The sequence below is a fragment of the candidate division KSB1 bacterium genome (assembly GCA_034505495.1).
Taxonomy (GTDB): domain Bacteria; phylum Zhuqueibacterota; class Zhuqueibacteria; order Residuimicrobiales; family Krinioviventaceae; genus Fontimicrobium_A.
The window spans coordinates 37,993-56,596 of sequence record JAPDQV010000013.1 but is presented as its reverse complement, the minus strand read 5'-3'; the positions used below and the strand labels follow the sequence as shown (position 1 = coordinate 56,596).

The 18,604-nt window shown below is 52.5% G+C and carries 22 protein-coding genes and 1 tRNA gene; all 23 read left to right on the top strand.

Annotated features, from left to right (window positions below; genetic code table 11):
* Positions 1 to 42 precede the first annotated feature (42 nt).
* The 23 genes from eno (at position 43) to mtnA (ending at position 18,411) form a co-directional block, all read left to right on the top strand.
* Positions 43 to 1,326, top strand: coding sequence for a phosphopyruvate hydratase (gene eno / locus ONB24_07580; GenBank protein MDZ7315967.1), 1,284 nt, complete (start codon positions 43 to 45; stop codon positions 1,324 to 1,326).
* 51 nt (positions 1,327 to 1,377) lie between these two features.
* Positions 1,378 to 1,677 (top strand): septum formation initiator family protein, encoded by a 300-nt coding sequence (locus ONB24_07575; protein ID MDZ7315966.1) that lies wholly within the window; start codon positions 1,378 to 1,380, stop codon positions 1,675 to 1,677.
* Positions 1,678 to 1,746: 69 nt separating this feature from the next.
* Positions 1,747 to 2,397, top strand: coding sequence for a DUF502 domain-containing protein (locus ONB24_07570; protein MDZ7315965.1), 651 nt, complete (start codon positions 1,747 to 1,749; stop codon positions 2,395 to 2,397).
* Between the two features lie 58 nt (positions 2,398 to 2,455).
* On the top strand, positions 2,456 to 4,303 hold the full coding sequence (locus ONB24_07565; GenBank protein ID MDZ7315964.1) for a hypothetical protein: 1,848 nt from the start codon (positions 2,456 to 2,458) through the stop codon (positions 4,301 to 4,303).
* 78 nt (positions 4,304 to 4,381) lie between these two features.
* Entirely contained in the window at positions 4,382 to 4,807 is a 426-nt protein-coding gene (locus ONB24_07560) for an ATP-binding protein (protein MDZ7315963.1), read from the top strand.
* A gap of 120 nt (positions 4,808 to 4,927) precedes the next feature.
* Positions 4,928 to 6,154: a BamA/TamA family outer membrane protein gene (locus tag ONB24_07555; GenBank protein ID MDZ7315962.1), complete on the top strand. Its 1,227-nt coding sequence runs from the start codon at positions 4,928 to 4,930 to the stop codon at positions 6,152 to 6,154.
* The gene (locus ONB24_07550; protein ID MDZ7315961.1) at positions 6,124 to 6,882 is read left to right on the top strand and encodes a 16S rRNA (uracil(1498)-N(3))-methyltransferase; all 759 of its coding nucleotides are present in this window, start codon (positions 6,124 to 6,126) and stop codon (positions 6,880 to 6,882) included. Before ONB24_07555 ends, ONB24_07550 begins: the two co-directional genes overlap by 31 nt.
* Positions 6,883 to 6,901: 19 nt before the next feature.
* A complete protein-coding gene (locus ONB24_07545; protein ID MDZ7315960.1) occupies positions 6,902 to 7,243 on the top strand; it encodes a histidine triad nucleotide-binding protein in 342 nt (113 codons plus the stop codon).
* A gap of 86 nt (positions 7,244 to 7,329) precedes the next feature.
* A complete protein-coding gene (gene rpsU / locus ONB24_07540; protein ID MDZ7315959.1) occupies positions 7,330 to 7,524 on the top strand; it encodes a 30S ribosomal protein S21 in 195 nt (64 codons plus the stop codon).
* A gap of 25 nt (positions 7,525 to 7,549) precedes the next feature.
* Entirely contained in the window at positions 7,550 to 7,996 is a 447-nt protein-coding gene (locus ONB24_07535; protein ID MDZ7315958.1) for a GatB/YqeY domain-containing protein, read from the top strand.
* Between the two features lie 90 nt (positions 7,997 to 8,086).
* Entirely contained in the window at positions 8,087 to 8,638 is a 552-nt protein-coding gene (locus ONB24_07530) for a CvpA family protein (GenBank protein ID MDZ7315957.1), read from the top strand.
* Entirely contained in the window at positions 8,635 to 11,055 is a 2,421-nt protein-coding gene (locus ONB24_07525) for an endonuclease MutS2 (protein ID MDZ7315956.1), read from the top strand. The genes ONB24_07530 and ONB24_07525 overlap by 4 nt, the downstream gene beginning before the upstream one ends.
* Positions 11,042 to 11,839 (top strand): inositol monophosphatase, encoded by a 798-nt coding sequence (locus tag ONB24_07520; protein MDZ7315955.1) that lies wholly within the window; start codon positions 11,042 to 11,044, stop codon positions 11,837 to 11,839. The genes ONB24_07525 and ONB24_07520 overlap by 14 nt, the downstream gene beginning before the upstream one ends.
* A complete protein-coding gene (locus ONB24_07515) occupies positions 11,829 to 12,281 on the top strand; it encodes a hypothetical protein (GenBank protein ID MDZ7315954.1) in 453 nt (150 codons plus the stop codon). The genes ONB24_07520 and ONB24_07515 overlap by 11 nt, the downstream gene beginning before the upstream one ends.
* Positions 12,269 to 12,730, top strand: coding sequence for a zinc dependent phospholipase C family protein (locus ONB24_07510; protein ID MDZ7315953.1), 462 nt, complete (start codon positions 12,269 to 12,271; stop codon positions 12,728 to 12,730). Before ONB24_07515 ends, ONB24_07510 begins: the two co-directional genes overlap by 13 nt.
* A gap of 174 nt (positions 12,731 to 12,904) precedes the next feature.
* Entirely contained in the window at positions 12,905 to 13,369 is a 465-nt protein-coding gene (locus tag ONB24_07505) for a peptidylprolyl isomerase (protein ID MDZ7315952.1), read from the top strand.
* A 72-nt stretch (positions 13,370 to 13,441) separates the two neighbouring features.
* Positions 13,442 to 13,771, top strand: a complete 330-nt coding sequence (locus ONB24_07500; GenBank protein ID MDZ7315951.1) for an RNA-binding protein — start codon at positions 13,442 to 13,444, stop codon at positions 13,769 to 13,771.
* A 206-nt stretch (positions 13,772 to 13,977) separates the two neighbouring features.
* Positions 13,978 to 14,050, top strand: a tRNA-Thr gene (locus tag ONB24_07495).
* A gap of 27 nt (positions 14,051 to 14,077) precedes the next feature.
* Positions 14,078 to 15,001, top strand: a complete 924-nt coding sequence (locus tag ONB24_07490; protein MDZ7315950.1) for a PorV/PorQ family protein — start codon at positions 14,078 to 14,080, stop codon at positions 14,999 to 15,001.
* Between the two features lie 50 nt (positions 15,002 to 15,051).
* Entirely contained in the window at positions 15,052 to 15,513 is a 462-nt protein-coding gene (locus ONB24_07485) for a hypothetical protein (protein MDZ7315949.1), read from the top strand.
* A 12-nt stretch (positions 15,514 to 15,525) separates the two neighbouring features.
* On the top strand, positions 15,526 to 16,041 hold the full coding sequence (locus ONB24_07480; GenBank protein ID MDZ7315948.1) for a LytR C-terminal domain-containing protein: 516 nt from the start codon (positions 15,526 to 15,528) through the stop codon (positions 16,039 to 16,041).
* Between the two features lie 69 nt (positions 16,042 to 16,110).
* Positions 16,111 to 17,346, top strand: a complete 1,236-nt coding sequence (locus ONB24_07475) for a hypothetical protein (GenBank protein MDZ7315947.1) — start codon at positions 16,111 to 16,113, stop codon at positions 17,344 to 17,346.
* A gap of 24 nt (positions 17,347 to 17,370) precedes the next feature.
* Positions 17,371 to 18,411 carry an S-methyl-5-thioribose-1-phosphate isomerase gene (gene mtnA, locus ONB24_07470; protein MDZ7315946.1) on the top strand — a complete coding sequence of 347 codons (1,041 nt, stop codon included), beginning with the start codon at positions 17,371 to 17,373 and terminating at the stop codon, positions 18,409 to 18,411.
* Positions 18,412 to 18,604 lie beyond the last annotated feature (193 nt).

The window sequence follows — 18,604 nt, the reverse complement described above, 5'->3', positions numbered from 1 at the left end:
ATTAATTGATCAGCTTACGTTTTTAAATATCAAGGAGGCATGATGACGACTATTGTTGATGTATTCGCGCGTGAGATTCTCGATTCGCGCGGCAATCCGACGATCGAAGTAGATGTACAATTGGAAGACGGTACTTTGGGCCGCGCCGCCGTTCCTTCCGGCGCATCGACCGGCGAGAACGAAGCGATCGAACTGCGCGACGGCGATCCGAACCGCTTTATGGGCAAGGGGGTCACCAAAGCCGTCGAGAACGTCAATGAGATTATTGCCAAAGAGTTGATCGGCGAAGACGCGACGGAGCAGGTGGAAATCGACTCGCTTCTGATTGAACTGGACGGCACTAAAAACAAAGCCAAGCTTGGCGCCAATGCCATTTTGGGCGTTTCTTTGGCTACAGCAAAAGCCGCGGCCAATTACTTTGGATTGCCGCTTTACCGTTACATCGGCGGCGTCAACGCCAAGGTGCTGCCCATGCCGATGATGAACATCATCAACGGCGGCTCGCACTCGGATGCTCCTATTGCCTTTCAGGAGTTCATGATCTGTCCCGTCGGCGCTCCTTCTCTCAAAGAAGCTGTCCGGTGGGGTGCCGAAGTCTTTCATACCCTCAAAAAGGTACTCAAAAGCCGCGGATTGAGCACCGCCGTCGGCGATGAAGGCGGATTTGCACCGCTTTTGAAAGGCACCGAGGATGCGCTCGAAAGCATCGTTGCCGCGATCGAAAAAGCGGGCTACAAACCGGGGAAGGATATCACCATTCGCCTCGATCCCGCCGCTTCTGAATTTTTTATCGACGGCGTTTACGACTATACTAAATTCGAAGGACCCAAGGGCGCCAAACGCACGCCTCAGGAACAGGCCGAGTATCTTGCTTCGCTGGTGGCTAAATACCCCATCGATTCGATCGAAGACGGAATGGCCGAAAATGACTGGACCGGCTGGAAGATTTTGACCGACATGCTCGGTAATAAAATCCAACTGGTCGGAGACGACATTTTCGTGACCAACGTCGAGTATCTGGCGCGCGGCATCAAGGAAGGATGCGCCAATTCAATTCTCATCAAAGTCAATCAGATCGGCACGCTGACCGAAACGCTGGACGCCGTCGAAATGGCGCACCGCGCCGGCTGGACGACGGTGATCTCCCATCGTTCGGGCGAAACCGAGGACTCGACCATTGCCGACATTGCCGTAGCCGTCAATGCCGGACAAATCAAGACCGGTTCGATGAGCCGTTCCGACCGAATCGCCAAGTACAATCAGCTCATCCGCATCGAAGAGGAACTCGGCGATACGGCCGTTTACGGATACAAAAAAGTAAAGTAAATCCAACTGCGTCGAGGCAAATCTGCCTCGACGCTTTTTTCGGATTGTCGAATGAGACACCGCTTTTGGTCATTTCTGGTTCGGCTGCTAACCAATCCGCGGACATGGCTCGCCATCGGGATCGGGCTCGTCATCTATTCTTTCGTTTTCGAAAGAGCGGGTTTCATCAATCAGGCACGGTTAAAGCATGAAAACATCGTCCTGCAGAAACAGTTAGAGGAAGCGCAAGCCCGTATGAAAGCTCTGCAGGCTGAAATCGATGCTCTGCGTTCCGATGTTCGACGCCTCAAGGAGGAGGCAATCCGTAACGGATATGCCGAGCCCGATGAAGTCATCGTCCGCATTCAATAGGCCGCTTTCTTTTTCCTCGTCATGCCCCGCAACACGATAAAGTCCTTACCGGTAAAACTTCGTAAAACCTTGACCGCCGGATTGTTTTCCCTCGTCCCCATCGTGGTGACGGCTTGGATCGTCATACGGCTTTTTTTGTGGCTGGACGGCCTGCTCAACGAGCCGGTCAGCCGATTGTTGTCGCCGATTATTTGGCCGAATGAGCCGGTTCGGACTATTCCTGGAGTCGGAATTCCCGCCCTCTTGTTGGTGCTGCTGCTGACCGGTATAACGGCACGCAACTTTGTCGGCCGTATGCTGCTGCGCTGGAGCGACCGGCTGCTGCACAAGCTGCCGATCATTCGGCACATTTATTCAACGCTGCGCCAGATCGCTTTTGTTTTTTCTCCCGAAAAAAAGGAAACGATGCAGCGCGCCGTCCTCATCGAATATCCGCGGCCTGGAATGTATGCCGTGGGATTCATTTCTCAAGAAGCCGGCGGCGCCGTACAACAGACGATCCGGCGGCATTTCAATCAAGAATGCTACAGTGTTTTTTTGCCTACAACTCCCAATCCTACTTCCGGCTTTTTGCTTTTCGTTCCCAAAAAGGATGTTTATGAGCTGGACCTTTCACTAGAGGAGGCTCTAAAACTCATTATCTCGGGAGGTGCGGTCCTCCCCGAAGAACCGCAAAATTCGGAAACCGATCGCCGTTCAACTGAGGAAAAGTCGGGATGAAGGCAGAATTGTCCTTGGCTTTTTCATCACTCCGGATTGACCCCTAAAGGAGCCCATTTTGCGGCGGCATGCGCACATTTCTCTTTTGTGGATAGTTTTGTACTCCAATTTGCATGCCCAAGAAACGCCTGTTTCATCTTACGAGCGGCAGGCCGGTGTCGGCTTTCGTCAGGAATTCAATTCTTATTTGTGGACTGCCGATCTGAATTGGCTGCAAATGCTGTCTCCCAAATGGCAATTTGTTATTCAAGAGTCCTACAAATCTTCTCTTCTCCATACCACCTCGGAAGGGAATCGCTGGAAAGATGATCAAACTTTACATCTCGAGGCAGCCTACATCTTTAGCCCAAAGTTGAGAGCTTTTGCCCGCGCCGGCAGCCTGCAGTTTTTTGACAAGCAGTCCGGCTATGCCAACGACCTCGAGAGCGCTTCAGCACTGCTCGGCGCGCAGTGGAAGCCGGTACCGAAAATCGCCGCCCGTTTTGCTTTCGGACCGAAGCGCGAGCAACGACTGAGCCACGACGACCGCGGCGTCTGGTTTGGGGGCGAAGTCCGCGGCGACACCCTGCGGTGGCACGACTATGATCACCGATTGGCCTTTTCGATCGATCAAGATCGCTTCCCGCAGCGGCGTAACGCCAACTTGTCGACTTTGTACAAGGTCGGCAGAACTTTTGCCCCCGGCGTTGCCGATTCGATCAGCCTCATTGTCTCGGACCGGCGTAGGGACAACTATATTTCCGAGGCTGCGGACGTCGAAAGCCAACGCGAAACCGTCAAAGGCGGCAGCAATACGCTGCATTACCGCCTCAGTGAGAGGACGCGCTTTTCCTACAACACGCAGTTGGAGTTTAAAACCGTTGAGTTGGCGCTGCTTCGGGAAAAGGAACAGGCGCGTCGTCGCCGACGCCTCGATCAACGAATTGCCAACGACGCTGCGGTAGAATGGCAAAATTCTCCTTGGCAGGCGCTGATCAGTCTATCTCATCTGATTCAGCAGCAACATTATGATTTGGCCGCTGACGGCGACCGTCCCTTCTCCTCACGAATCGCTTTTGTTACACCGGACAACAACAGCTCGCGATTGGTGCTCAGCGCTTTTTTGCGCCGGTACGCCCGGCGTGACTCGTTAACTTTTTTTGTTTCGGCCAACAAGTTTCGTTACGATACGCCGGATACTTCCAATTATGACGATCGCGACGAGCTGCGCATCAATACCCGTCTCCTTTGGGTACATCGATTGTCGCCGGAATTGGTCGCTGAATGGGCAACGGGGGTGAACCTTTACCACATGGTCTATATCTACGGTGAACGCAGCGCCGACAATAACTGGAACCGCATTCTTTTTATGAAACCCCGTCTGGCATTTTCTCCGTCACAACAGTTCAGCTTTCACCAATCGTTGGAAGTTCTTGCCAACTATGTGGATTATGATTTTGAAGAAAGTTTTGTCAGTACACGCAGTTTTGTCTTTCGCAAATTTTCTCTCGGCGACAGCCTGTATTGGCAATTAATGCCGCATTCGGCATTGATCGTTGACTATCGGCTGCAGCTGGAAGAGAATGGTCAGCTTTATTGGCAAAAGTGGAGCGAGCGCATCGTCGGCACCCGATCCCTGCAGTGGTTGCAACTCTCGTGGCAGTACAGCCGCGGTTTCTTACGCAGCCGCGCCGGTTATGCCGTATTTAAGCGCGATGAACATCGATATCTGAACGATGCATTCGGCAACAGCCGTAAAGAGCCCGCCGGATCGTATCTCAGTCGCGGTCCGGTCTTGAGCATCGGCTACTATTCTTCCACACGCCTTCGCCTGCAAATCGAGGCCGCCCGCAGCCGCGTGCAGGTCTCGGCGCAAAAACCGTATTATGTCAACAGTATCGACCTGTCTGTACGCTGGCTTTTTTGATCGTAGAAATCGAAAAGGAAATAGTGCGCCGCAAAATTGCGTTTGCATGGAAGGTAAAGTTTGTAAAATGAGAACGCCGTGAGCCGTCAGGACGTCTTGAAAATGGCCATCCGGTCGAATCCGTGCGAGATTCACCACGTCGAAAAGCGGCTGGAGAATTTTCTGCGCGCCGCCGGACTGTCTCAGGATGAAATTGAAAACATCGGCATTGCAGTGACCGAAGTGGTCAATAACGCCATCCAGCACGGCAATAAGAACGATCAAAGCAAAAAGGTCTATCTTGAGTTCAGCAGGCTGCAGGATCGCATTGAGATTCGCATTCAGGATGTCGGCGGCGGTTTTGATCCGGCAAGCATCGCCGATCCGCTGCAACCGGAAAACATTCTTAAAGAAAGCGGCAGGGGCATTTTTATCGTCAAAGCACTGATGGACCAGGTTCGTTACTCTTTTTCCGAAAAAGGCACAACGGTTGAATTGGTCAAATTTCTGCACTCGAACGGATAGGCAGTGTTTGTGCTCCGCATAAAGACTTTTTGCGCTTTTCTTTTGGGAATTGTCATATATTTCATATTTAATTCCTCCGGCTTGGCCTTTAGTGCGGCTCCTGCTTCGGAAGAGCGTTCGTTGGAAGGCAGAATCATCACCGGCATCGTCATCATGGGCAACGAGCGCACGCACGAAGAGGTCATTCGTCGCGAGATGAAGACTCGTATCGGAGACATCTATCGCGCCGATCGACTGGAAGAGGATCGCAAGCGAATCCAAAATCTCGCTCTTTTTACCCGCGTTGAATATGTACCGGCGCCTGCACCGAATGAGGGTGTAACGATCGTCATCATCGTCGCCGAGCGCTGGCATTTTTTTCCTTATCCGCTCGTTTTCCGCAACGAGCGCTCATGGCAAAAGTGGTCGTACGGGCTCGGCGTCATTCACAACAATATCGCCGGATGGAATCAAAAAGCCGTCGGCGAGCTCTGGTTCGGCTATAATCCGGGGGGCCAGTTCGCCTACCTCAATCCATGGATAGGGGGCGATCGCCATTTTTTTTATAAAATTCAGGTTCTAAGCGCCGCACAACGCAGCAAGATGCTGAACATGGAGCGCTTTGACGAAACGCATCGCGGCGTCGGTTTGATTTTCGGCAGGCAGTGGGGTTATCATACCAGCTTGTATCTTCAAGCCGCCTACGAAGAAATCGGCTATCCGGCCGATAAACGACATCTGCTCCCCTCGGGATCATCGCGCCAGTCGCTGCCCTCGATCGGCGCCGCGTTTCTATACGATCGCCGCGACCTCTACGAATATCCCCGCTCGGGTTATTATTTTCGTTTGTTCGCAGAGCAATATTATTGGCCGGAGCAGGTCAACTGTCTGCTTTACGGCGCCGACTGCCGCAGCTATTTCAAGCTTACCTCGGCTTTGTCATTGGCTCTGCGTTTGGACCTCGAGCTTTCAGCCGGTGAGGTGCCCGTCTTTAAACGGCGTTACCTGGGATATCTTGAACGAGTACGCGGTCGGTTTTTCGAAGCACGGGAAGGGGAGAACCTCGCTTTGTTTAGTTCCGAGTTTCGTTTTCCCATCCTGCCGATTCGGTATCTCGACTTGAGCGGCACCGGCATCGATTTGGGCAAATATCAGCGCGATCTGCCCTTCGGACTCAGCGGCGCCTTTTTCTTCGACGCCGGCGAGGTTTGGTGGAACCGACCGGCGTTTAATGCAAGCAGCGGCCTGGCCGGTTACGGCGCCGGTCTTCACGTCCACCTTCCTTATGTCGAGCTGCTGCGCATCGAGTATGCTTTCGGCATTCGGGCCGGCAAACAATGGATCATCGACCTGCAGGTGTCTTTTTGAAGCGCACGGACTTTGTTCAATTTTTCGTAAGACCGGCCGCCGTGAGCGATCGGTATTTTTACCTTGAGAACGAAGAAGCACATCACGCTTTACGGGTTTTGCGTAAACGCGTCGGCGAGACGCTCTTCGCCGCCGACGGCTGCGGCAACCTGTATGAAGGCCGGATCGAATCTGTCGAGCCGATGCGCGTATGTGTCGAGATACTCAAGCATGAGGTCGGCGTCGGCGAGCCGCGCATGCGTCTTACGCTTGCCGCTGCGCCGCCCAAAGGAGAATCTTTTGACTGGGTGGTGGAAAAGGGGACCGAATTGGGTGTGGCGGTTTTTCAGCCGCTCATCACGCAGCGGACGATCATCGAGCCGCAAAGCCGGCTGCGCCGATGGCGGCAAAAGGCGCTCAGCGCTATGAAACAGTGCGGACGCTCCGTTCTGCCTGAGGTGCGTGAACCGGTCCCGTTTGCCGAATTCTGCCTTCGGCTGCCGAATCCGGCGTTCATTGCGCACGAAGAGGCCGATACGCCGATACACGAGTTCGCTGCAGCGCTGCGCCGTGCCGAAGAAGCGGCCGTCTTGATCGGTCCGGAAGGCGGTTTTACGGATGAGGAGATCGAAACGGCGGTGAAAGGCGGCGCCGAAGTCATTTCGCTCGGCCCACGCCGTTTGCGCAGCGAAACGGCGGCATTGGCTGCAGTCATCAGGCTTTTGGCAATTGCGGAAGAAAACGGATAAAAAGTCGAACGAGGAACAGATGAGCTGTATTTTTTGTCGCATCATATCCCGTCAGTTGCCGGCGGATATCGTCTTTGAGGATGAGCAGCTGCTGGCTTTTCGGGATATTGCGCCGCAGGCCCCGAAGCATATTCTTATTATTCCCAAGCGGCATATTGAAAGCGTCAATGACTTGCGGCCGGAGGATGCTGAACTGGCCGGCAAAATGGTTCTTTTGGCGCGCGATCTGGCGAATCGTGAAGGATTCGACCGGCGCGGATACCGCCTGGTGATGAACTGCAATCATGACGGCGGTCAGTCGGTCTATCATTTGCATCTGCATCTGCTTGGGGGCCGAATTTTCCGTTGGCCGCCCGGATGAGTTTCATGAAAATGCTTGCGTATCTGGTCATAAATGATTAAATTTTAGTGCATAAAAATAATGAGAGAAAGGAGGTTGAAGACTGAATGCCTGCTGTACGTGTTCGCGAAGGCGAGTCCTTTGAAAAAGCATTGCGTCGATTCACCAAAGCGTGCGAAAAGTCCGGTTTGATGTCGGACATTAAAAAGCACCAGCAGTATGAAAAGCCCAGCGAGGCGCGTCGACGCAAGCTGAACGCTGCCCGACGAAAAATGCGCAAGCTGATGATGATGGAGCGCTGATCTGTTCCGATAGTGTGAGGCAACCATGAGCCTTTTCGATCAGTTGACGGAAGACATGAAGGCCGCTATGAAAGCCGGTGATAAGGATCGGCTTTCGGCCATACGCCTGCTGCGCGGCGCGCTCAAGAACGAGGCGATCGACAAGCGGCGCGATCTAACGGCGGAGGAAGAGATCGCCGTCCTTGCCGCTGCCGCCAAAAAGCGCCAAGAGTCTATCGATGCCTATCGACAGGCAGGAAGAGAAGACCTGGCGCAAAAGGAAGAGCAGGAGTTGGCCCTCATTCGTTCCTATCTGCCGAAACAGCTTTCGCGCGAAGAGCTGCTCAACATTATCGATGCAGCAATCGCGCAAAGCGGCGCCAAAACCGTCCACGATCTCGGAAAGGTAATGCCCATCGTCATGCAGCAGGTCAAGGGTCGGGCAGACGGTCGCGAGGTCAATGCCCTTGTCCGCGAAAGGCTGAGCATTTAATCAACCTCATGAAATAATCCGGTGTGAACAAAGCGGCTAACCCGCTTTGTTCACTTTGTTTTTTGGGGGCACCCTTGGGAAAGGTCGACTATGGTGATCGACATCCTAATTCTTCTTGTGGTTTTTACCTTTGCCATGCGCAGTTATGCAACCGGATTACGGGGTGAATTGCTCGGTGTGACCGGTTGGTTTATGACTTTTCTTCTGGCATTCGTTCTGAATGACCGCTTTGCCGAAGCCTTGGAAAGCATCATCCGCAAGAACGCCTTCTCGACCATCAGCAACTATTTTTCCTTTCTCTTTCTGGTTGTCTTTCTGCGATTGGTGATCACCATGACGGCTCTCGCTGCAACCGAGAACGGCAAACCCAAAGGCGGTCTGCTGTTCAATACCGTCGCTGTTATTGCCGGCATGTTTCGCGGCTTGTTCTTTCTGAGCGTCTTTTTTCTTGCCGTCTACCTTTCTCCCATGCAGCCCAAAATGAACGCCATGGCTCAGGGTTCCAGACTCTACCCTTATGCCAAAGAGTTCTCACGTAAGGTTGTCAAAGGAGTTGTCCGGTACGTCCCAAGTCTCGATGAGGCTATGAAGCAGTTGACCAACAGTCGAGATGCCATCCGCAAAGTCGATCTCACTCCATGAGTTCTGCAGAATTATCCGCATTTTACGGTCTTTACCATACCATCGAATTCGACTCTATTCTGGCTAAGGTCAAATCGCTGCTTTACTCGGTTCCAGCCGAAGAGCTGCTTGCTGCGGTCGAGCCGTTGTCCTTACCCCAGCGGTCGCTCGAGCTGACGCGCGTTACCGAAATGCGCCGCCTGCTCGACTTTTACCAGCCGCCGCCCTTTGAAACGCTGACGGATGTACGGCCGTTGCTCAAAAAGGCGCAAATTCGCGGCAGCCTGCTGTCTCTGCACGAATGCCTGGACATCCATCGCCTGCTCTTTCTTGTTCGCCGTTTAGCCGACTATTTTCATGAACTCGACTCCGGTTTGGATGCCCTGCGCGAAATCGTCTCGCGGTTGCGTCCAATAAAAGCATTGGAGGATGAAATCATCCGCTGCTTGGATCCGGCGACATTGGAGGTTCGGGATCAAGCCTCACCGGCTTTGACGGCGGTGCGCAGGGCGATTCGTCAGGCTGAAGCCGCCGCCCATCGCAAAATGGAGGAGCAGCTGCGCCGACTTGCCGCAGAAGGAGTTCTGCAGGAAAACATTATTGCCGTCCGCAACGGCAGATTGGTCCTGGTGGTGAAAGAAGAGCATCGCCGCAAGGTCAAAGGCTTGGTTCACGATCGCTCTTCGACCGGTGCAAGCTTTTTTATCGAGCCGCTTGAGGTGGTGGAGGACAATAACCGCATTCGCGAACTCTATGCCGAAGAAGAACGCGAGATCGAAAAAGTGCTGCGGGCTTTGACCGATGAGATCCGCCGACACCTGCCGAACCTCGAGGAAAGTCTTGCTGCCTTTTCAGAGCTCGACTTTATCCATGCCAAGGCGGTTTTTTCACAGAAAATCGGCGGCTGCGCGCCGGAGCTTTGCGAAGAACCGATGATTCGCCTCCGTAAGGCGCGTCATCCTCTGCTGCTGTTGAGGCTGGGAATTAACCAAATCGTTCCCTTGGATGTTGATTTGGATGAAGAACGCAGAATCCTCATCATCAGCGGTCCGAACGCCGGCGGCAAAACCGTAGCCTTAAAGACGATCGGCCTCCTCGCCCTGATGACCCTGTGCGGCTTTCACATTCCCGCTGCACAGACTTCCTGCATCGGCGAGTTTGGTGAGATTCGCGCCGCCATCGGCGACGAGCAATCCCTGGAAAACGATTTGTCGACTTTTTCGTCCCACGTGCAGAAGCTGAACGAGCTTGCTCAGGCCAAACCGAAGAGCCTGCTGCTTGTCGACGAAATAGGCGTCGGTACCGATCCCGAGGAAGGGGCGGCTCTGGCTACGGCCTTTCTGGAAAAGTTTGCCGAAAACCGTTGTTTGGCAGTCGTTACGACTCATTACGGCGCCCTCAAAGCCTTCGGGCATCAGGCACCCTATGCGCTCAACGCATCGATGGAGTTCGATGCCGAAACGCTGCAGCCGACCTTTCATTTTCGCAGCGGCATTCCCGGGTCGAGTTACGCCTTTGAGATCGCCAAACGTTACGGCGTGCCGAACGACCTCATCGAGCGAGCCCGAAGCCTCGTAGGCGCGCAAAAAAGTCGGCTCGAAGAACTGATTCTCGAACTGGATCAAAAAGTTCAGCAATATAAAAAGCTGGTTAGGGAGGCTGATCTGCGGGAGACCGAGTATCGCGGCCTGCTGAAGCTTTATGAAGAAAAGAACAAGAATCTGGAGAGGGAGCTCAAAGCTGTAAAACGCCGCGCTGCCGAAGAGGCGGAAGCCATATTGACGGATGCCAATCGGTTGGTTGAGCAAACCATACGTGAAATCCGTGAATCTCAGGCCGAAAAGCAGACGGTTCAGGCTGTGCGCGCAAAAATGAAGGAGCAGCTCGAACGGGTGAGAAAGATCAAGGAAGAGACGCAGCCTGCGGAAATGGTCGAGGCTGCGCCCGCTGAGCCGCTTGCCGAGGGCAGCCTGGTGATATGGAAGCAGACAGGGGCTTCGGGCCGCATTATTTCGGCGCCCGATAAAAAGAACCGCGTCATTGTGCAGTTTGACGGCGGCGTCAAGGCGACGCTGCCTTTGAACGAGTTGGTCAAAGGAAAAAGCAGATCGATTACCGCACAACCGACGCGCGTCTTCGTTTACGAGGAAAAGCCGTTCAAGCCGGAGATCGATTTGCGCGGCCTGAGCGGGGAAGAGGCTGTGGAGCAGACGGCCAAGTTTATCGACGAAGCGTTGGTGCGCGGCCTCGGGCAGATCAGCGTCATCCACGGCAAAGGCACCGGCAAGCTGCGCAAGACCATTGCCGACTTTTTACGGTCCCATCCGCAGGTGGTCGAATTCCGTTTGGGCAATTGGAACGAAGGCGGTGACGGTGTGACCGTCGTCTATTTTACCGAAAGACCAAAGGAGATGGAACGAATCGATGAACAAGTTTAAGGAAACGGCTATAGCGGCGGCCCGCGCCGGCGGCAAGATTCTCCTGGATAATCTGGGTAAACTTGCACCGAACGAAATCAGCGGCAAAGCTCAGTTCGATTTCGTCACTCGCGTCGATAAAGAGTCGGAGCAATGTATTATTGGTATTTTACGGGAAGCGTTCCCCGAACATTCTTTTTTGGCAGAAGAGATGCACCGTGATACTATCGGCGGATACCGCTGGGTCGTCGATCCCCTTGACGGAACAACCAATTACATTCACGGCGTGCCGATTTTTTCGGTTTCGATCGCCCTCGAGAAGGACGGCGAGCCGATCTTGGGCGTCGTTTTGGACCCCATTCGCGACGAGTTGTTTTATGCTGAAAAAGGCGCGGGTGCATGGTTGAACGGCCGGCGAATTCAGGTTTCGTCGGTAAGCAATCCGGAATTTGCCCTGTTGGCAACAGGCTTTCCTTTTCGCGTCAAGCATCTTTTGGAAGTTTATCAGCGCTCTTTTAATCGCTTGTTCATGCAGGTCAGCGGCATACGGCGCGCAGGCTCTGCGGCGCTCGATCTTTGCTACGTTGCCTGCGGTCGATTCGACGGTTTTTGGGAGCTGAATCTTAAACGCTGGGACATCGCCGCAGCCCTGGTTATTATTCGCGAAGCCGGCGGTGAAATTACTGATTTTGCAGGCGGCGCAGAGGTGCTCGAGACCGGCAACACCATCGCTTCAAACGGTTTGCTGCATCCATGGATTGTACAGATTGTCAAGGAAACTTTTGAGGGCATCGTTGAACGTTGACCCGGGCAGAACCTTGCGCATTGCCGCTTATTTTATTTTTTTGATCGGACTGGTACTCTACAGCGGCTTGAAAAATCCTCTTATTACGCTCGCAAAATGTCTCGACAATCCGGAAAAGTATGACGGCTCGATCATTGTCATCGGCAACGAAACCATCGTAACTGCAGTTGCCGATTCTTTTTTCGTCATCGATTATCTCCATCGTCGAATCCCGATACGGGGCCGGATGTCGCCTGACGCTGTCGGGCAGTTTGTCGTCATCAAGGCGCGATTTACCGCACCCGACCGCATCGAAGCCTTGGAATATAGAGTCGCGGAAGGACGCCGCGCCAAAATCTTTCTATCCATTCTGCCGACGCTTGCCGCAGCGTGGCTCTTTTTCAAGCGGTATCGCTTTTCTTTCAAGACCTTTCTCTTTGTGGAACGTAAATGCCCGACTTGATTACTCATGCCGTCTCCGTTTATCCTTTCTGCAAATTGCGGCACTTTAAACGCTATCGTCTTTTTTTACTTATAGGCGTGCTGTTGCCGGATTTGCTTGGACGGCCGATCCATATTTTGTTTCCCCGCCTTATGCCCTATACCCTTGCCGTACATACGCCTGTTTTCATGATCGTTTTCATTCTGCTTTTGGCCGAATTTTTTGAGAAAGGCGAGCGGGCTTTGGTGATCAAGTTTACCGCCGCCGGTGTTCTTTGTCATTTCATTTTGGATATGCTTCAACGCCATATCGGCAGCGGCTATTTTTGGTTTTTCCCTTTTTCGTGGAAATCTTTTGAATGGGGCTTGTTTTGGCCGGAAGATTCGATAAAATGGATCCCCTTATGGCTCATTTTAATTCTTGCAGCAGAAGCGGTCGTTCGGATAATAAAGGGAAGAAAAATTTTTTGATGCACTGCGGGCAAGATAATGCTTGCGAATGACCGCATAGATTGATATATTGTCATTGAAGGAGGAGTTTTCTCTGAGACTTTGACTGATCCCGTTCTTTTGACGCCTTTCGTTCTGGTCCCTGAGATATTCCCCGTAACAACAACATGAACCAATTATAGGAGTTGACGACCTATGCAGATTGAAAAGCATATGGTGGTTTCGATGCATTACTCTCTCACCGACAGCGAGGGAAATCTCTTGGACACCTCAGAAGGCCGTCCGCCGCTGCAGTTTTTGTGCGGGGCCGATCAGATCATTGCCGGGTTGGAAAACCAGATGCTCGGCATGCAGGTGGGCGAGAAAAAATCCATTATCGTTCCCGCCGTCGAGGCGTACGGCGAGTACGACGACGAGTTGGTACAGGAATGGGAGCGCAGCGCATTTACGGATGCGGATCAGTTGGAAGAAGGCGAGGTTTTGGAATTCGAGACAGATGACGGTCATGTGGTCGAAGGCCGCATCGCCGAAATCGACGACGATACGGTAGTCATCGATTTTAACCATCCTCTTGCCGGCGAAGAGCTGCATTTTCAAGTCGAAATTATGGACATTCGTCCCGCTACCCCCGAAGAAATTGCGCACGGACATGTTCACTAACTCAAAAGTCAAGACCGGCGGAAGAATTCCGCAAAAAAGGCAAAAGATCAAAACATTATAAAGGAGTTTTCCATGAATCTTTACGTAGGTAATCTGTCTTATGATGTCGTTCAGACAGACCTCGAAAAATTGTTCGGCGCAATCGGGACGGTCAAATCGGCAAAAGTTATTCGTGATCAAAGCAGCGGCGAATCCCGCGGTTTCGGTTTTGTCGAAATGGAGTCGGTTGAGGAAGGTAAAAAGGCCATTGAGGAGCTGAACGGGAAGGAAGTAAAAGGACGAGCCATCGTCGTTAATGAGGCACGGCCGCGTCGCGAAGATAATCGCGGCGGTCGACAGAGCGGCGGATACGGCGGCAGCAGTTACCGTTCCGGTAATCGCTCAGGCGGCTATCGACGCTAAGTCCTGTTCATTTTGATCGCCCCGTCCCTTAACCGGCGGGGCGTTTTTTTTGCCGGTTATTGCAGTTTATTGATGTCGGTTTGCTTTGGTTTCCTGATTCCGAATTAACAGCCTATATTTTCAGGTCATGCAGGCGAATAGGCAACGCAAGATGATATTTCCCTTGATTTATTTCTAAAAACGGCTTAAATTTTTACAGTATATAAGCCACCTTGGCTCAGTCGGTAGAGCGGCTCACTCGTAATGAGCAGGTCGTCGGTTCGATTCCGACAGGTGGCTCTCACTTCAGTAAAATCGGGCATTTGCATGAAAACCGGGCGTTTTCTGCTTTTCTTCACGGCAGCAGCTTCTTCACTTTTCGCAGAATCCTCAGCCGGAACGTCCGGCTTTCAATTCCTCAAAATGCAGGTAAGCGCGCGGGCTGCGGGAATGGGGGGCGCGTTTGTCGCCGTACCTGCCGATCTTCATGCCCTTTATTACAATCCCGCGGAAATCGCCGCTGTTGAGAATCGCACGGCTGCACTTTCCTACCAGGACGATCTGCTCGACTTGAGCTCCGGATTTATCGGCTATGTCCATCCGCGCCTCGGTATCGGCAGCGCGGGCGGTTATATCCTTTATCGCAATTACGGCGCCTTTAAGCGCACGGATGCATCCGGTCAGGAGCTCGGCGAGTTTTCAGCGAACAGCTTTGTCTTGGGAGGAGCTTATGCGCTGTCGCCGGTCGAAAACCTCCGCGCGGGTGCAACGATCAAATACATCCATTCTGCAATCGACGCTTACACCGCTTCCGCAGCCGCGGTGGACATTGCGGCCTCTTTTCGTATTCCAAAACACGATCTCACTTTGGGAGTAGGCATCTTTAACCTCGGAACGCAGCTGACGGCATTTCTTACAGAGAAATATCCGCTCCCGCTGCAGGTTCGCGCCGGTTTTTCGAAACGGCTGGCGCACTTGCCTCTATTGTATGCAGTCAACTTTTATAAATATAACGACAGCCGATGGCTTTTCGCGCTCGGCGGCGAATTTACGTTGACGCCGTCGCTTTTCCTGCGCTTCGGCTATGACCGTTACGGCGCAGAAATGGCCGTCGATTCTTCCAAGGATACTTTGGCCGGAGCCGCGGTGGGCTTGGGCTTTATTTGGCAAAAATACGCATTTGATTATTCGTTTACCTCTCTGGGAGCTTTGGGCTCTCTTAACCGTTTTACCTTTTCCGGGCATTTTTAAGCAGGTTTACGCGTTAGGTAATGAGGACGAGAAAAGAGAGGTTTGCCGATATGAAACGAATCGTCATAGTTTTATCATTGATTTTTCCATTAACCGCTTTTGCGCAATTCAAGGGGCAGATTGGAGCGCGCAACTTTGGTACCGGGATGCGAACCGCCGGTCTGTTGGATATGCTGGGCTTGGATCCATCACGTTTTTCTATGACGCAAAGCTATACTCTTAGTTATGCGGCTGTGGGTAACCGAGGCTTTACGCAGGGACTTTATCTGAATACCTTGCGTTATCAGTTTTCCGAGCCTTTAAGCGTTGCCGTGCAGGTCGGTATGGCGCATCAGCCTTTGGCTATTCCGGGTGCTGCGCCGATTCTAAATAACGGCCTGTTTCTTTCCGGCGCTCAACTGCGCTGGCAGCCGTCAGCCAACACCGTGCTGCAACTCGATTTTCACCGGTATCCCGTCATCACCGGCTTTCGCAGCGCCGTCGGCTACCCCTTTATGAATTATAACGAATAGGCAGGTGAGATCTTGAATCGCAAGTTGACAAGCAGCAGGCGAAGGCGGACAAGCAGCTCCAAAACGCCTTCCGTTACATGGCCGATTCGGCCGTCACTGATTTTCATCTATCTGTTGGTAGCCGTCAATCTTGTGCTGATTTTTTCGTCTGCAAAGAGCATTTTCCAAAAAGCCCAGATCGGCAGCATTCCTCCCTCCTCGATTAAAGGGGATCAAAGCGTATTGACTTTGGAAATTCAGAACGGCTGCGGTGTTGCCGGGATCGCCAAACGTGTCGAGACGAATTTAGCGGGAAAACCTTATCAGGTTATTGGAACAGGCAACGCAGACCATTGGAATTATGAGCATACCACGTTAATCGATCTCAAAGGAACCAATAAGGCGGCCATCGAGCGGCTTCGCAAAGAGATAGGCATCGACAAAGAATATGTCTTTCAAGTCAAGGAGTCGGGCAAAGATCAGGTCGATGCGCGGCTTATTATCGGCAAGGATTACTCATCGTTAAAAATTTTCAACGCGCAGCCCTAATTCTCAACCTCAGGCATGCTCTCACTTTTCATCATTTTTTATAATATTGTCAGAATCCCGCTGCTGCCCATGGTTGCGGCAGCGGGATTTTTTCATGCCAAGATTCGACGGACGTTATGGGGCAGAAGGCGGCTGTTTAGGAATCTGCGCCGAGAGCTAAAGTCTGTTCCCGCACAGGCAAGACGTCTGTGGCTGCATGCCTCCTCGATGGGAGAGTTCGAACAAAGCATTCCTCTTATCACCGAACTGGCCGACCGCTTTCCAAACGATTGGATCATCGTCAGTTTGTTCTCGCCGTCGGTCTATGATCATCTTTCCTGGCGCCATCCGCGCGTTATCTTTACCTATCTCCCCTTGGACGGCTTTTTTACATCCGCCAAGTTTATCGATCTCATCAAGCCCGCGGTGCATATCATCGTCCGTCATGACGTCTGGCCGAATATCCAATGGCGATTACGGCGACGAGGCATCCCCTCCCTGCTGATCAACGGCAGTATTTCCGATAAACGCCATGCATCCATTCGGAGGTACAAATGCGCTCATCGTCTGCTCATGGATTCCTTTACGGCTGTTTGTGTTGTTTCGGAACCGAACCGAGAACGATTCAAGCTTGTTTCACCGCATGCAGAAATTTATGTCTGCGGCGATACCCGTTACGACCGAGTTCATCAGCGGTCAACGGAAATAAGCCCTATCCAATTTTTGCTTGACTGCGGTTGTTTTTTGCGCTCCGCGACCTGCGTTGCCGGCAGCACCTGGCCGTCGGATGAGGCCGTTATTTTAGAGCCGCTCATTGAGCGGATTCGGATACAGCCCGATTTTAAACTCATTTTGGCTCCGCATGAAATTGATAAGGAACATTTGCAGGATCTCGAAAATCGATTTTCGGCCGAGGGCATTACTTGTACAAGACTTGCCGATTTTGAACAAGGGAGGGGCGAACAATTTCGAGTGTTGCTGATTGATCGCATCGGCATTTTGGCAAATCTCTACGCTTTGGGTGCGGCAGCAGTGGTGGGAGGGTCTTTTGGACCCGGAGTTCACAGTGTATTGGAACCTGCCGCCCATGGATGCGTTGTGTGTTACGGTCCTCGTCACCTCAATTCTCCTGAAGCTAAGGAGATGACTGCTAAAGGCTTGGGTTATCCTTTCGAATCCGCTGATGATTTTCGGCGCTTATTGGCGCTTTTTTTCGAAAATCCGCAAGAATGCAGAGAACGTGGAGAACGGGTAAGGGCTTTCGTCCGTGAACGCTTGGGTGCAGCTCGTCGCACAGCGGATGTGGTGGAAAAATATTTGCATTGAGCGAACGGAAAAAACAGGTCGGCGATGGATGAGTTAAAGGCAGTCTCTTGGCATGACGGCAAGGTTCGCATACTGGATCAGACCAGACTTCCTGAAGAGCTGGTCATTTTGGAGATTTCCGATTATTACGGCGTAATCGACGCCATCCGCAGCCTGGCGGTTCGAGGTGCGCCGGCAATCGGAATAGCCGCGGCATTCGGCGTCGTATTGTCGATCTGGCGGGCAGACGAAGCGGATCGACCGACATTTTTAATGCGCATTAATCGCGCCATGGACGAGTTGGCGGCTTCGCGACCGACGGCTAAAAATCTCACGTGGGCATTGGCTCAGATGCGAAGCGTTTTGACCAGGCATTTGAATCGCCCTTTACGGGAGATCAAACAGGCCCTTTTGGCCGAAGCCCAGCGCATTTTAGACGATGACGTGCAGCGATGCAAATTAATCGGTAAACATGGCGCTTCATTGCTTCCTGTAAGAGCGGGTGTCCTTACCCACTGCAATACCGGCTTTTTAGCCACCGGCGGCTACGGCACGGCTCTGGGTATCGTACGGTCGGCCGTTGAAAGCGGCCGCAAGGTGCAGGTGTATGTCGATGAGACTCGGCCGCTGCTTCAGGGCGCCCGGCTGACCACCTTCGAGCTGATGGAGGACGGGATTCCGGTCACGCTGATTACCGACAATATGGCCGCTTACGTCATGAAAAAGGGCTTGATCGACGTGGTCATCGTCGGCGCGGACCGCATAGCCAGAAACGGTGACGTCGCCAACAAGATCGGGACCTACGGACTTGCGGTTTTGGCAAAAGAACATAAAATTCCCTTTCTGGTGGCGGCACCGCTGTCTACATTCGATAAGGAAACGGCAACCGGCGATGAGATTGTCATCGAAGAGCGAAGCGGGGATGAAATCCGAAAGATCGGCGATAAATGGATCGCCCCCGAAGACGTACCGGTACTGAATCCGGCTTTTGATGTAACGCCGCATCAGCTTATTTCCGCCATCGTATCCGAAAAGGGCGTCATCAAATTCCCCGATGAATCCAAATTATTGGAATGGCTAAAATAATACTTGATAAAGTCGCATTTTAACTGTAAATTTCTAGTCAGCCAATCAACTTTATAAAGGAGATTTTTGCAATGAGAACATTTGTGCGCTTGGGCGCCGTCTTGATGATCATCGGCATCCTTTTCGTGGCCTGCCAGACCAAAGAAGTAACGTCGGCAAAGGTCTATATTCAGCAGGACAATTGGGATAAAGC